The sequence below is a fragment of the Bradyrhizobium sp. AUGA SZCCT0283 genome (assembly GCF_018130385.1).
In the GTDB taxonomy this organism is placed as follows: domain Bacteria; phylum Pseudomonadota; class Alphaproteobacteria; order Rhizobiales; family Xanthobacteraceae; genus Bradyrhizobium.
In genome coordinates this window covers 685,807-699,160 of the sequence record NZ_JAFCLU010000001.1, presented here as the reverse complement: position 1 = coordinate 699,160, position 13,354 = coordinate 685,807, and the positions used below count along the sequence as shown (strand labels likewise).

At 64.2% G+C, this 13,354-nt stretch carries 16 protein-coding genes; 10 read left to right on the top strand and 6 right to left on the bottom strand.

The genetic code is table 11. The annotated features are described in order from the left end of the window. Positions 1 to 67: 67 nt before the first annotated feature. Positions 68 to 1,018 (bottom strand): signal recognition particle-docking protein FtsY, encoded by a 951-nt coding sequence (gene ftsY, locus JQ624_RS03370; protein WP_212417387.1) that lies wholly within the window; start codon positions 1,016 to 1,018, stop codon positions 68 to 70. Between the two features lie 28 nt (positions 1,019 to 1,046). On the opposite strand from ftsY, the gene JQ624_RS03365 reads away from it, so the two are divergent. Further along, positions 1,047 to 1,790, top strand: coding sequence for an RNA pseudouridine synthase (locus tag JQ624_RS03365; protein WP_212417386.1), 744 nt, complete (start codon positions 1,047 to 1,049; stop codon positions 1,788 to 1,790). Here the strand turns inward: JQ624_RS03365 and JQ624_RS39655 are convergent. Genes JQ624_RS39655 through dapF form a run of 4 tightly spaced genes read right to left on the bottom strand, consistent with a single transcriptional unit; the run spans position 1,762 to position 4,459 of the window. Continuing rightward, a complete protein-coding gene (locus JQ624_RS39655; RefSeq protein WP_212417385.1) occupies positions 1,762 to 2,094 on the bottom strand; it encodes a 2'-5' RNA ligase family protein in 333 nt (110 codons plus the stop codon). The two genes, JQ624_RS03365 and JQ624_RS39655, sit on opposite strands and share 29 nt — an antisense overlap. Further along, complete coding sequence (locus JQ624_RS03355) at positions 2,091 to 2,291, bottom strand: hypothetical protein (RefSeq protein WP_212417384.1); 201 nt, start codon at positions 2,289 to 2,291, stop codon at positions 2,091 to 2,093. The genes JQ624_RS39655 and JQ624_RS03355 overlap by 4 nt, the downstream gene beginning before the upstream one ends. Before the next feature lie 6 nt (positions 2,292 to 2,297). Further along, positions 2,298 to 3,566 carry a tRNA (N(6)-L-threonylcarbamoyladenosine(37)-C(2))-methylthiotransferase MtaB gene (gene mtaB / locus JQ624_RS03350; protein WP_212417383.1) on the bottom strand — a complete coding sequence of 423 codons (1,269 nt, stop codon included), beginning with the start codon at positions 3,564 to 3,566 and terminating at the stop codon, positions 2,298 to 2,300. 5 nt (positions 3,567 to 3,571) lie between these two features. Continuing rightward, complete coding sequence (gene dapF, locus JQ624_RS03345; RefSeq protein ID WP_212417382.1) at positions 3,572 to 4,459, bottom strand: diaminopimelate epimerase; 888 nt, start codon at positions 4,457 to 4,459, stop codon at positions 3,572 to 3,574. A 183-nt stretch (positions 4,460 to 4,642) separates the two neighbouring features. Here dapF and JQ624_RS03340 point away from each other — a divergent pair, with 183 nt between their 5' ends. Beyond that, the gene (locus JQ624_RS03340) at positions 4,643 to 5,356 is read left to right on the top strand and encodes a GyrI-like domain-containing protein (protein WP_212417381.1); all 714 of its coding nucleotides are present in this window, start codon (positions 4,643 to 4,645) and stop codon (positions 5,354 to 5,356) included. Positions 5,357 to 5,361: 5 nt separating this feature from the next. Further along, a complete protein-coding gene (locus JQ624_RS03335) occupies positions 5,362 to 6,066 on the top strand; it encodes an SIMPL domain-containing protein (RefSeq protein ID WP_249129261.1) in 705 nt (234 codons plus the stop codon). Between the two features lie 177 nt (positions 6,067 to 6,243). On the opposite strand, the gene JQ624_RS03330 is transcribed toward JQ624_RS03335, so the two are convergent. Further along, a complete protein-coding gene (locus JQ624_RS03330; RefSeq protein WP_212417380.1) occupies positions 6,244 to 7,308 on the bottom strand; it encodes an MBL fold metallo-hydrolase in 1,065 nt (354 codons plus the stop codon). Positions 7,309 to 7,666: 358 nt separating this feature from the next. Here JQ624_RS03330 and ffh point away from each other — a divergent pair, with 358 nt between their 5' ends. The 7 genes from ffh (at position 7,667) to leuC (ending at position 13,299) form a co-directional block, all read left to right on the top strand. Next, complete coding sequence (gene ffh / locus JQ624_RS03325) at positions 7,667 to 9,214, top strand: signal recognition particle protein (protein WP_212417379.1); 1,548 nt, start codon at positions 7,667 to 7,669, stop codon at positions 9,212 to 9,214. 140 nt (positions 9,215 to 9,354) lie between these two features. After that, a complete protein-coding gene (gene rpsP / locus JQ624_RS03320) occupies positions 9,355 to 9,687 on the top strand; it encodes a 30S ribosomal protein S16 (RefSeq protein ID WP_212417378.1) in 333 nt (110 codons plus the stop codon). 19 nt (positions 9,688 to 9,706) lie between these two features. Next, entirely contained in the window at positions 9,707 to 10,231 is a 525-nt protein-coding gene (rimM, locus tag JQ624_RS03315; protein WP_212417377.1) for a ribosome maturation factor RimM, read from the top strand. A gap of 10 nt (positions 10,232 to 10,241) precedes the next feature. Then, positions 10,242 to 10,961 carry a tRNA (guanosine(37)-N1)-methyltransferase TrmD gene (gene trmD, locus JQ624_RS03310; RefSeq protein ID WP_212417376.1) on the top strand — a complete coding sequence of 240 codons (720 nt, stop codon included), beginning with the start codon at positions 10,242 to 10,244 and terminating at the stop codon, positions 10,959 to 10,961. Between the two features lie 112 nt (positions 10,962 to 11,073). Continuing rightward, on the top strand, positions 11,074 to 11,454 hold the full coding sequence (gene rplS / locus JQ624_RS03305; RefSeq protein ID WP_212417375.1) for a 50S ribosomal protein L19: 381 nt from the start codon (positions 11,074 to 11,076) through the stop codon (positions 11,452 to 11,454). A 226-nt stretch (positions 11,455 to 11,680) separates the two neighbouring features. After that, positions 11,681 to 11,815, top strand: coding sequence for a hypothetical protein (locus JQ624_RS39250; RefSeq protein WP_283816891.1), 135 nt, complete (start codon positions 11,681 to 11,683; stop codon positions 11,813 to 11,815). Positions 11,816 to 11,892: 77 nt separating this feature from the next. Beyond that, complete coding sequence (gene leuC, locus JQ624_RS03300; RefSeq protein WP_212417374.1) at positions 11,893 to 13,299, top strand: 3-isopropylmalate dehydratase large subunit; 1,407 nt, start codon at positions 11,893 to 11,895, stop codon at positions 13,297 to 13,299. Positions 13,300 to 13,354 lie beyond the last annotated feature (55 nt).

Sequence of the window (13,354 nt, the reverse complement as noted above, 5' to 3'; positions counted from 1 at the left end):
CGTTTGGGCATGATCTTGGCCGAAAACCGGTTCCCACTTTGCGCTAACGCGGCCCTTCGGGTCGGGATCATGCCCCTTCAATTCCTGCAATCGCGTTGGCAAAATCCCGCGCGGTGAACGGCGCGAGATCCTCGATGCCTTCACCGACGCCGATGAAGTGCACCGGCAGTTTGAATTTCTCCGCCAGCGCCACCAGGATGCCGCCGCGCGCGGTGCCGTCGAGCTTCGTCATCACGAGCCCGGTGACGCCAGCGGTACGATGAAATGCCTCGACCTGCGACAGCGCATTTTGTCCCACCGTGGCATCGAGCACCAGCAGCACCGCATGCGGGGCTGACGCATCGACCTTCTTGATGACGCGAACGACCTTTTCGAGCTCGTTCATCAGCTCGGCCTTGTTCTGCAAACGCCCTGCAGTATCGACCAGCAGCACGTCGATATTCTGTTCTTTCGCCGCGGTCAGCGCATTGAAGGCAAGGCTCGCCGAATCCGAACCCTGCGCGCCTGATATCACCGGCGACCTGGTGCGCTCGCCCCACACCTTGAGCTGTTCGATCGCCGCGGCACGAAACGTATCGCCGGCCGCCAGCATGATCTTGCGGCCTTCCGCACCGAGTTTCGCGGCAAGCTTGCCGATGGTGGTGGTCTTGCCCGAGCCATTGACGCCGACCACGAGAATGACGAACGGCTTTTGCGCCGCGTCGATCTCCAGCGGCTTCGCCACCGGCGTCAGCACTTTCTCGACCTCGCTCGCGACAACCGTCTTCACTTCGTCGGCCGAGATCGCCTTGTCGTAACGGCCGGCGCCGACGGCGTCCGCAATCCGTACCGCCACGACAGTGCCGAGATCGGCGCGCAGCAGCACATCCTCGATATCGTCGAGCATGGCGCGGTCGAGCTTGCGCTTGGTGACGAGGTCGGCAACGGCGGAGCCTAGCGAACTCGAGGTCCGCTTCAGGCCGCTCGAAAGCCGCCGCCACCAGCTTAGTTTGGGGGTTCCGGGAGTGGTATCGCTCATGTCGGGGACGTGTTAGCGGTTTCGCGCCATGAGCGGAAGTCACAACAGGTCCATCAATGTTCCCGGGACATCTTTCAACGTTCCAGGATTAACGGCAGAAGAAATCCAGGCTCGCGTGCTCCACCGCGACGGGCTGATGCTGGTCATCGACAAGCCCGCCGGGCTGCCGGTGCATCGCGGCCCCAAGGGCGGCGCCAATCTGGAAGCCTCCTTCGACGGCTTGCGATTCGGCCTGCCGCGGCCGCCGGTGCTGGCCCACCGGCTCGACAAGGATACCTCCGGTTGTCTCGTGCTGGGACGCCACCGCAAGGCCACCGCCTCGCTCGGCCTGCTGTTCAAGCACGGCAAGATCGGAAAGACCTATTGGGCCGTGGTCGAGGGCGGACCTGCCGAAGATGAAGGTACCATCGACATGCCGCTGGGACGGCTCAACGTCGAGCGCGGCTGGTGGCAGAAGCCGGATCCGGACGGGCAGAAGGCCGTCACCAATTGGAAAGTGCGCGGCCGCGGCGATGGCCTTTGTTGGCTCGCGCTGGAACCGGTGACCGGCCGCACCCATCAATTGCGCGTGCATACGTCCGCCATGGGCTGGCCGATCGTCGGCGACAATATTTACGGCAACGGCCCAAGGTTCGGCGAGCCGATCCTGCATCTGCACTCCCGCGAGATCGTGATTCCGATTTCGAAGAACAAGGAACCGGTGCGCGTGGTGGCGCCCGCGCCGGAACATATGCGGGAGCGGCTCAGGGCGTGCGGGTGGAACGGGGAGTAGGTGCCAGTGGCCAACGCTTGATGCCGGCGACCGGGGCAAACTCGACCAAATCCGCCATCTCGAATGTGCCTGCGAGCGACCGCCAATCCTCTGCCAGTAAACTCCTCGCGTGATCTATCTCGACGTCCGTCATGCCCGTTGCCAGAGTGCAATGGGGCGTCCAGCGCCCAGCTTGGTAATGGGGCCTGCAAGTTTCGCTGATCGCAGCAACGATCGTGGCATGTAACCGCGTGAGATCGGGAGAAGAGGCCAGGGCCGCGTAGCAAACGCCACTGCCGGCTCCAAATGTCGAAAAGCCGGTCAAGGTGACGGGTATCCGGTCGACAGAGCGGCGCTCGCCGCCTCTACGGCCAACGCGTCATAAACAGCCAATGTCAGATGCGGCTGGTATCCGAGATCACCCATCGAACGCGACAAGCCGGCATCGGCGAGGCGCTGCCAACGGGCCGAAACGGCATCCGCAATTTCCGAGTTGAAGAGCAGGCTCACCGCGTAGGCCATCGCTGGCTAGTGCCCCGTTAACCGCGCGCCATCATGTCCATTGATCGCAAGCGCCCGCACAGCGCCCGGGGTCTCGCCACTGATCGCAACCGGCAGGAAATGCTCCGTCCGCCCCTGCGTCGCGCTCTCGATCAGGACCTGGCGCATCGCACCGATTTCCGATGCGAGCCGCTTCTGCAGGGCTGCGTCCCCGGCCGCCCGCAGGCGTCGTGCCCGATTCTTGATCGCCTCGCCCGCCACCTGCGGCATCCGCGCGGCCGGCGTGCCGGGTCGCTTCGAGTAGGGAAACACGTGCAGGAAGGTGAGATCGCATTCGTCCACGAGAGCCTGCGAACGCGTGAACATGTCTTCGGTCTCGGTCGGAAAGCCTGCGATAATATCGGCGCCGAGCGTGATGTCCGGACGCAACCGCCGCACCCGGGCGCAGAACTCGATTGCGTCGTTGCGTGAATGCCGGCGCTTCATCCGCTTCAGGATGAGATCGTCGCCGGATTGCAGCGACAGATGCAGATGCGGCATCAGCCGTTCGTCACTGGCGATGACATCGAGCAGATCGCGATCGGCCTCGATGGAATCGATGGACGAAATCCGCAGACGCCTCAGCTCCGGCACGTGGCGCAAAATCTGTTTTGTCAGTTGCCCCAGCTTCGGCGTCCCCGGCAGATCGGCGCCGTAGCTCGTCAGATCGACACCGGTCAGCACGATCTCGGCATGGCCGCGTTCGGCCAGCGTACGAACCTGTTCGACGACCGCACCCATCGGCACCGAACGCGAATTGCCGCGGCCGTAGGGGATGATGCAGAAAGTGCAGCGATGGTCGCAGCCGTTCTGCACCTGCACGAACACGCGCGGCAGGCCGCTCTTGAAACCATCGAGCAGATGCGGCGCCATTTCCTTGACCGCCATGATGTCGGCGACCGCGATCTTTTCGCTTGTCCCGACGCCAAAGCCCGCGTCGAACGCCGCGCGCGCGCCGCGCCACGCCTCGCTCCGCATCTTGTCGTCATTGCCGACGACACGATCGACCTCGGCCATTTCGGCGAACATTTCCGGCTGGGTCTGCGCCGCGCAGCCGGTGACGACGATGCGAAGCTCCGGTCGCTCGCGCTTCAGCCGCCGGATCGATTGCCGCGCCTGCGCCACCGCCTCGTTGGTGACCGCACAGCTATTGATGACGACGGTATCGGAAAGCCCGGCGCGCTCCACCTCGCGGGCGATCACTTCGGATTCGAAGGCGTTGAGGCGGCAGCCGAAAGTGAGGACGTCGACGCTCATTGCTCTCAGGCGACGCTGGCGAACAGCGCCGGATCGAATCGCCCCTCATATTCGAAATCGGCGGTGCCGGTCATCAGCACATGGTCGTCGTGCTCGCGCCATTCGATCGCAAGCTTGCCGCCGGGCAGCGTGACCTCGACGCTGCGATTGGCACGCTTCAGCCGCGCCGCCGCGACCGCAGTCGCACATGCGGCCGAGCCGCACGCCTTGGTCAGGCCGACGCCGCGCTCCCAGGTGCGGATCGTGATGTGATCGCGATCGACGATGTGGGCGAGCGTGATGTTGGCGCGCTCGGGGAAGATCGGGTGGTTTTCCAACAGCGGCCCGAAGCGCTCGAGGTCATAGGCGTTGACGTCCTCGACCCAGAAGATCGCGTGCGGATTGCCCATCGAGACCACCGACGGCGAATGCAGCACCGGCGCATCGATCGGCCCGACCTGCAGCTCGATGTAGCGGGTATCGCGAAACTCTTCGGCCAGCGGAATATCCTGCCAGCCGAACTTCGGTGCCCCCATGTCGACGGTGTAGAGATCGGGCGCCGGGCCCTGCCAGCAATTCAGAAGGCCGGCGCGGGTTTCGAAGGTCACCGCGGTCTGGCCGGTCCTCTCGAACAGCCGGCGCACCACGCAGCGCATGCCGTTGCCGCAGGCGCCGGCTTCCGAGCCGTCATTGTTGTAGATGCGAATAAAGGCCTCGGTGCCCGAAAGCCGCGGCGGCTGCAATACCATCAACTGGTCATAGGGCACGCCCGCGGGGGAGGCGACCGCACGCGCCTCCTCGGGCGTCACGGCGGCCTTAGAACCGCGCAGATCGGAATCGCGCAAATCCACCACGACGATTTCGTTGCCGATACCGTTCATCTTGGCAAATGCGTGGTTGGCGAGCGCGCTCATGGAATTTCCCAAATTATGCCTGCCTTATATGGCGAATGATGGCGGGTTGCCTAGTACGCGGGGGCATATGACGCATCTGTCATGGGACGAAAGCGGACCTTGCGTGTTAGAAAATAACACCATCCTGGCGGGCGCGGACCGGGACATGCCGCCGCCAGGTGGGGTGGATGGAGAATACCTGAAATGAACCGTATCAGCACTTTCCGTGCGGCCCTGGTCGCGCTCTCCATGGTTGCGTTTGGCGGGGCCGCGCTGGCGCAATCGCCGGCGCCCTCAGCCTCGCCGGCCACGAGCCCGTCGGCTGTGCCCAGCCCCGCACCATCGGCGGTGCCGGTCCCGCCGCCAGCCGAAACCAAGTCGCCGGCGGATGCCCCCACGGCGGAAAAGGCCCCGCCGCCCGCACCCCCGCCTCCTCCCGCCGCCAGCGTCCAGGCCGCCGACCCCTTCGGCGAGGAATTCACGCTCGAGCCCAGGAAGGTGGTTGTCATGAAGGGCACCGCAAATTGGGATGCGGCGTTCGACACCCTGATCGATGCGTTCAAGGCCCTGACCACCCTGCTCGACAAGCAGGGCATCAAGGCCACGGGCAATTCGATGATCGTCTACACCTCGACCGACGACACCGGCTTCACCTTTCTGGCGGAAATCCCGGTCGATCAGGAGCCGAAGAACCTGACCAAGGACATGAGCATCGGCAAATCGCCCGAGGGCAAGGCGCTGAAGTTCGTCCATCGCGGCTCCTACGACAACATGGACAACACCTATGAGGCGATCACCAACCACCTCGACGACAAGAAGCTCGAGGCCAAGGACACCTTCATCGAGGAATACATCACCGATCCCCTAAAGACGGCGGAGGACAAGCTGGTGATCAACGTCTACGTGCCGCTGAGGTGATCGGCTTGAAACGTCCGCTCGCCTTCGCCGTCGTTACCGCCGCGTGGCTCGCCACGCCCGCGCTGGCGCAGACGATGCCGCCGCCTGCGATTTCCGTGACCGGCGAAGCGAACGTGTCGGTGGCGCCCGATCAGGCCCAGATCGACGGCGGCGTGACATCGGACGCCAAGACCGCGCGTGAGGCGTCGGATGCCAACAACGCCGCGATGGGCAAGGTGCTGCTGGCGCTCAAGGGTGCCGGCATCGAGGAAAAGGACTACCAGACCTTGCGGCTGTCGCTGCAGCCGCAATTTGCAACGCCTTCCAAGGTCGCGGAGCGCGCAGCAGGCATCGTCAGCTTCCGCGCCAGCAACCGTGTCACGGTCAAGATCCGCGATGTCACCAAGGTCGCGAACGTGATCGACGTGCTGGTAGGCGCCGGCGCCAACGACATCGGCGGCATCAATTTCACAGTAACGCAGGCCTCAAAGCATCTGGACGAAGCCCGCGAGAAGGCAATCGCGGATGCGCGCCGCAAGGCGGAGATCTACGCCAAGGCCGCCGGCGTCACGCTCGGCGATCCGGTCAGTATTTCCGAGGAAGGCGCGCCCACGCCGGTATTTCGCGGCAAGATGGCAGCGCCAATGGCCGCCGGCGCGCCGGTAGCGCAAGGCGAGGAGACGCTTTCGGTGACGGTGAGCGTGACCTGGGCGATCAAGGCGGCGCAGTAGTTGCTGTCGTCCCTGCGAACGCAGGGACCCATACCGCGTGATCCATCGAGGAAGCGCGGTAGCTGACGCTCTACATTGTCCGACACGCGCAGTGGATTGCTGAACCGAAGCCGTCTTCCAATGTGCCCATTCCGTCGGCCGCGGCGTATGGGCCCCTGCGTTCGCAGGGGCGACGGATCAGATCTCCACCACCTGCCCCGGCTTCAGCGCCGCAAACCGCTCCGGCGGAATCTTCGCTTCCTTGAGCGCTTCCGCCAGCGCATTCACCGGCGCGTCGATCGCCTCATCCGTCAGTTGGAACGTGCCGTGATGATGCGCCAGCGCCTGTTCGGCGCCGCAATCGGCCAGCGCCTTCACGGCATCAGACGGATTCATGTGCTGGTCCTTCATGAACCAGCGCGGCTCATAGGCGCCGATCGGCAATATCGCCAGCCGCAGCGGCCCGTGCTTTTCGGCCACACGGCGGAAATGCGTGCCCTCGCCATAGCCGGAATCGCAGACGATGTAGATTTTTCCCGCCGGCGTCTCCAATACAAAACTCGCCCATAGCGCCTTGTTGCGGTCGAGCAATCCGCGCGCCGACCAGTGCCGCGTCGGCGCCAGCGTCACCGCAATGCCGTTGCCGAGCTCGACGCGGTCCTGCCAGTCGAACGCTTCCGCTTTGATCGCGGCATCCGCATCGCGCATGGTGACATCGTTGCCGAGCGGTGTGATCACGCGCGGCGAAAACTTTTCTGTAAGCTTCGACAGCGTCCCGAGGTCGAGATGGTCGTAATGGCCGTGCGACACCAGCGCGACATCGATCTCTGGCAGCGCATCGAACGCAATGCCGGGGTCGTTGCGCCGCTTCGGCCCGGCGAAGGAAACGGGCGAGGCCCGCATCGACCATACGGGGTCGATCAGGATGTTGAGATCCCGGGTCTGGATCAGCCAGCTGACGTGGCCGACGAAAGACAGCCGCACCTTGTCGCCACTGACGCGCGGCGGCGGCGTATCGCTGTGCGGGCTCGGCACCCAATCCGGCCAGTTCACGCGCTGCCGATCGGTCCCGAACTGCCAGCGCAGCACCCCGGCCAATGATTTCGGCGGGACCCCATCGGGATCGAAGAATCGTATTCCATCGAAATGATCGGAGACGGGGCCGTCATAGGTCTTCATGCTGCTAATCCAGGCAGAGGGCACACCGACGGCCGCCCCGGCGCCGGCGAACATTCCAAAAACACGGCGGCGGGTGACCGGCACGGGGCGGGATCAGGTAAGTTGGGAGTGAACGAGGGTCATAAAACGTTATATGGCGCATGAGGCTCAACTTTGAAGCTGCGGCGAAAAGACGTGCCTTCCGCCGACTCTAAAATCCTAAAACGATCAATTTTATCAAATGCTTGTGCGGATAACGCATGTGCCTTTACCCCAGTTTCTCCTTGACTTTCGCTCCCTCCAGGCGTTTAAGGCGCGCACTTTCTCGGAAAGACGTTCTTTTCGACCCGCCGCCCGGCCCCTGAGACCGGAGGCCAACGCCCGACAGCGCGATGCGCCCTCGGGCGCGAAAGTGTTTGGATCGACATAGCGCCTGCAAACGGCAGGACAGAGGACAACGGCATTGTTCGACAATCTGTCGGAAAAGCTTGGTGGGATACTCGATCGGCTGACGGGCCGCGGTTCGCTGTCGGAGGCCGATGTCGATGCCGCGATGCGCGAGGTGCGCCGCGCGCTGCTGGAAGCCGACGTTGCGCTCGAGGTCGTCAGAGGTTTTACGGAACGCGTCCGCGAGCAGGCGGTTGGCGCCACCGTCGTCAAGTCGGTCACTCCCGGCCAGATGGTGGTCAAGATCGTCCATGACGAACTGGTCGCAACCCTTGGTTCCGACGGCCAGACCATCGATCTCAATGCGGTGCCGCCGGTCGCCATCATGATGGTCGGTCTGCAGGGTTCCGGCAAAACCACCACCACCGCAAAGCTCGCCCGCCGCATGACCCAGCGCGACAAGCGCAAGGTGCTGATGGCTTCGCTCGACATCTACCGCCCGGCGGCGATGGAGCAGTTGGCCGTGCTCGGCCGCGATCTCGATATCCCGACGCTGCCGATCGTGGCGGGACAAAAGCCGGCGCAGATCGCCAAGCGCGCCCTCGAAGCCGGCAAGCTCGGCGGCTACGACGTGGTGCTGCTCGACACCGCCGGGCGCACCACGCTCGACGAAGAGATGATGAGTGAGGCGGCGGAAATCAAAACCGTCGCCAATCCGCATGAAGTGCTGCTGGTCGCGGATTCGCTGACCGGCCAGGACGCGGTCAACCTCGCTCGCGCCTTCGATCAGCGCGTCGGCCTCACCGGCATCGTGCTGACGCGGGTGGACGGCGACGGCCGCGGCGGCGCGGCGCTGTCGATGCGCGCGGTGACCGGCAAGCCGATCAAGCTGATCGGCACCGGCGAAAAGACCGACGCGCTGGAAGATTTCCATCCGAGCCGCATCGCCGGCCGTATCCTCGGCATGGGCGACGTGGTGTCGCTGGTGGAGCGGGCGGCGGCGAATATCGACGCCGAGAAAGCCGCGCGCACGGCCGAGCGGATGCGCAAGGGCCAGTTCGACCTCAACGACATGCGCGAGCAATTGCTGCAGATGGCGAATATGGGCGGCATCAGCGGGCTGATGGGCATGATGCCGGGCATTGCGAAAATGAAGAACCAGATTGCCGCCGCCGGGATCGACGACAAGATCATCAAGCGTCAGGTCGCGGTGATCGATTCGATGACGCGGCAGGAGCGCAAGAATCCCGATATCCTCAAGGCAAGCCGCAAGAAGCGCATCGCCGCAGGCGCCGGCCTGGAGGTCCAGGAAGTGAACAAGCTGCTCAAGATGCACCGGAACATGGCCGACATGATGAAGGCCATGGGCTCGGGCAAGCGCGGCCCGCTGGCCGGCATCGCGCAGGCGATGGGTTTTGGCGGCGGCATGAAGCCGCCCTCGCCGGAAGAGATGAAGGCGCTGGCGGACAAGATGCAGGGCGGCGCCGGAGGCGGCCTGCCGAATTTGCCGAAGGATCTTCCCGTCGGCCTGCGCCAGGGACTGCCGAACGTGCCGGGCCTCACGGGCCTCAGCGGCAAGCCGACCTTGCCCGGCCTCGGCGGCTTTCCGGGGAAGAAGAAATGAGGACACCGTCATTGCGAGCGTAGCGAAGCAATCCATCGATCCGCGAAAGAAAGAATGGATTGCTTCGTCGCTTCGCTCCTCGCAATGACGAATTAGACCAACCAACACACTTTCAATTAACCCACACTCAGGAGAACCAAATGTCAGTCGTTATCCGCCTCGCTCGCGCAGGCACCAAGAAGCGTCCGGTCTATCACGTCGTCGTCGCCGACTCGCGCTTTCCCCGCGATGGCCGCTTCATCGAGCGTCTCGGCCATTTCAATCCGCTGCTGCCGAAGGACAATGAGTCGCGGCTGAAGCTCGACATGGACAAGGTCAAGGCCTGGCTCGCCAAGGGCGCGCAGCCGTCCGACCGCGTCACGCGCTTCCTGGATGCGGCCGGAATCGTCAAGCGCCCCGCCCGCAGCAACCCGGAAAAGGCCGTGCCGCGCAAGGAGCGCAAGGCGCGCGCAGAAGCCGCCGCGAAGGCCTAAGACTTAGCGGCGCACGACGGTGGCTGCACCGATTTGCGTCGCGCGTATCGGCGCCGCGCATGGCGTGCGCGGCGCGGTGAAACTGTGGACGTTCACCGAGGATCCACTGGCCGTAAAACATTACGGTCCGCTGACCACCAAGGACGGCGCGCGCCAGTTCGAGGTGACGCATGTCCGCGAGGCCAAGGACCATCTAGTGGCGACGCTGAAAGGCATCGCCACCCGCGAGGACGCCGAGCGGCTCAACGGCATCGAGCTCTATATCGCGCGCGAAAAACTGCCCGAGACCGACGAAGACGAATATTATCACGCCGACCTGATCGGGCTTGCGGCGGTCAATGCCGCCAACGAGCCGCTCGGCCGCGTCGCTGCGATCCATAATTTCGGCGCCGGCGACATCATCGAGATCGCGCCTCCGCAGGGGCCAACCATGCTGCTGCCGTTCACCAATGCTGTCGTGCCGACAGTCGACCTCGCCGGCGGCCGCGTGGTGATCGAGCTACCGCAGGAAATCGAAGGCGACGACGCCCCGACGCTCACGTGATGGGTTTGACATGACCTGGCGCGCCACCGTTCTCACGCTCTTCCCCGAGATGTTTCCCGGGCCGCTCGGCGTCAGCCTGGCGGGCAAGGCGCTGGCCTCCCGTCTTTGGGAACTCGAGGCACGGGACATCCGGGCCTCCGCCACCGACCGCCACCGCAGTGTCGATGACACCCCGGCCGGCGGCGGCCCCGGCATGGTGCTCCGGGCCGACGTGCTCGCGGCGGCGATCGATGCCGCGGATACCGGCCAGAACCGGCCTCGCCTGCTGATGAGCCCGCGGGGTCAGCCATTGACCCAGTCGCTTGTGGCAGAACTCGCCGCCGGGCCCGGCCCCCTGATCGTCTGTGGCCGGTTCGAGGGGGTCGATCAACGGGTCATCGAAACACGACACCTCGAGGAAGTCTCGATCGGGGACTATGTGCTGTCCGGTGGCGAGATCGCCGCGATGGCCCTGATCGACGCCTGCGTACGGCTTCTGCCGGGAGTGATGGGCAAACAGGCCTCGGGCGAGGATGAAAGCTTCTCCGAAGGACTACTGGAATACCCCCAATTTACCCGCCCGCAGGAGTTCGAGGGCCGCGGTATCCCCGAAATCCTGATCTCGGGGGACCATGCCAAAGTGGCGGCCTGGCGAAAGGCCGAAGCCGAGGCGCTGACCCGGGTGCGGCGGCCGGATTTATGGGCCGCGAGGCCCGGCCAAAAAGGCACAAAAAGAACGACAGACGGGTGACAAGCGCCCGCCTTTGCCTTATACGGGCGCCAAATCCGCGCAATGGCAGGATACTAGGACGTTCGCGCAGCCCGCGCTGGACTGGCTGGGCGCGCCGCCGATGGAGATTTCAATGAACCTCATTCAACAGCTCGAAAAAGAGCAATTCGATAAACTGTCGGCGACCAAGGTAATCCCGGAGTTCGGCCCCGGCGACACCGTGATCGTCAACGTCAAGGTGGTCGAAGGCGAGCGCACCCGCGTGCAGGCCTATGAAGGCGTCTGCATCGGCCGTTCCGGCGGCGGGCTCAACGAGAGCTTCACCGTCCGCAAGATTTCCTACGGCGAAGGCGTGGAGCGCGTGTTCCCCGTGATGTCGCCGATGATCGACTCGATCAAGGTGGTGCGCCGCGGCAAGGTGCGTCGCGCCAAGCTGTATTACCTGCGCCAGCTGCGCGGCAAGTCGGCCCGCATCGTCGAGAAGCAAGACCGCGCGACCGCCGTCGGCGAGTAATTCGTCCCAAACGGGATGTGACGAAAAGCGCGGGGCTTGCCCCGCGCTTTTTATTGTGCCTCCCCGTCATTGCCTGCGACAAACGCGAAGCGTTTGCGCAAGGGAGCGAAGCGACGAAGCAATCCATCTGTCCCGGGCGGAAGGTGGATTGCTTCGCTTCGCTCGCAATGACGGTGGGCGACAAACGCATATCGCGCTTAGATAGCTCATGTGCTATGAGACTGGAATGGTTCTAGATCACACCAGCGCCGCCTTCGGCACCGCCCAGCGCGTCGTCATCGACGACCGCTCGCGCCTGCCCGGCCGCTTCTTCGGACGGTTCGCGACGTCGGCGACGTCTGAGCTTACGCGCGCAGCTTGAAGCTGCGCCGACGTCCGTTGCTTGCGCGTATCCGCGCTTGACCGCTCACACAGAATTTCATTTTGGAGCTGACGCTCATGTCCAAACCGACCACGCTGTATGACAAGATCTGGAACGACCATCTGGTGCACGAAGCCGATGACGGCACCTGCCTGCTCTATATCGATCGCCATCTGGTGCATGAGGTGACCTCGCCGCAGGCGTTCGAAGGCCTGCGCGCCACTGGCCGCAAGGTTCACGCGCCGGAGAAGACGCTGGCCGTCGTCGATCACAACATCCCGACCACCGACCGCTCGAAACCCAATCCCGATCCGGAAAGCATCGAGCAGATGCGCGTGATGGCGGAAAACGCCAGGGAATTCGGCATCGAGTATTACAACGAGCACGACAAGCGTCAGGGCATCGTCCACGTGATCGGCCCCGAGCAGGGCTTTACGCTTCCCGGCACCACCATCGTCTGCGGTGACAGCCACACTTCCACGCACGGCGCGTTCGGCGCGCTGGCGCACGGCATCGGCACCTCCGAGGTCGAGCATGTGCTGGCGACGCAGACGCTGATTCAGAAAAAAGCAAAAAACATGCGCGCGGTGGTCGACGGCAAATTGCCCGACGGCGTCACCGGCAAGGATATCATCCTGGCGATCATTGGCGAGATCGGCACCGCCGGCGGCACCGGCTATGTGCTGGAATATGCCGGCGACGCCATCCGCGCGCTTTCGATGGAGGGCCGCATGACGGTCTGCAACATGTCGATCGAGGGCGGCGCCCGCGCCGGCCTGATCGCGCCGGACGAAAAAGCGTTCGAATTCCTGAAGGGTCGGCCGAAGTCGCCGAAGGGCGCCGACTGGGACGCCGCGATGCGTTATTGGGAAAAGCTGCGCTCGGACGAGGGCGCGCATTTCGACCACGAGATCCGGCTGGACGCAGCAACACTGCCGCCGATCGTGACCTGGGGCACCTCGCCCGAGGACGTGGTGTCGATCACAGGCTTCGTGCCGGATCCCGACAAGATCGCGGACGAGGCCAAGCGGCTGTCGAAACACCGCGCTCTGAAATATATGGGCCTGACCGCGGGAACGAAGATCACCGACATCAAGCTCGACCGCGTCTTCATCGGCTCCTGCACCAACGGCCGCATCGAGGATCTGCGCGCTGCCGCAAAGGTCGCCGAAGGCAAGACCGTCAACGCCCACGTCAATGCGATGATCGTGCCGGGTTCGGGCATCGTGAAGGAACAGGCCGAAGCCGAAGGGCTCGACAAGATCTTCATCAAGGCCGGCTTCGAATGGCGCGAGCCGGGCTGCTCGATGTGTCTGGCGATGAACCCCGACAAGCTGTCCCCGGAAGAGCGCTGCGCCTCGACCTCGAACCGCAATTTCGAGGGCCGCCAGGGCTTTAAAGGCCGCACCCATCTGGTGTCGCCGGCCATGGCCGCAGCTGCGGCGATCGCCGGGCATTTTGTCGACATCAGGGAGTGGCGTTAACCCTGCTTTGCCTAGATAGCGAGGCGTTCCGGAAACGCCACGTTAACAGGCGAAG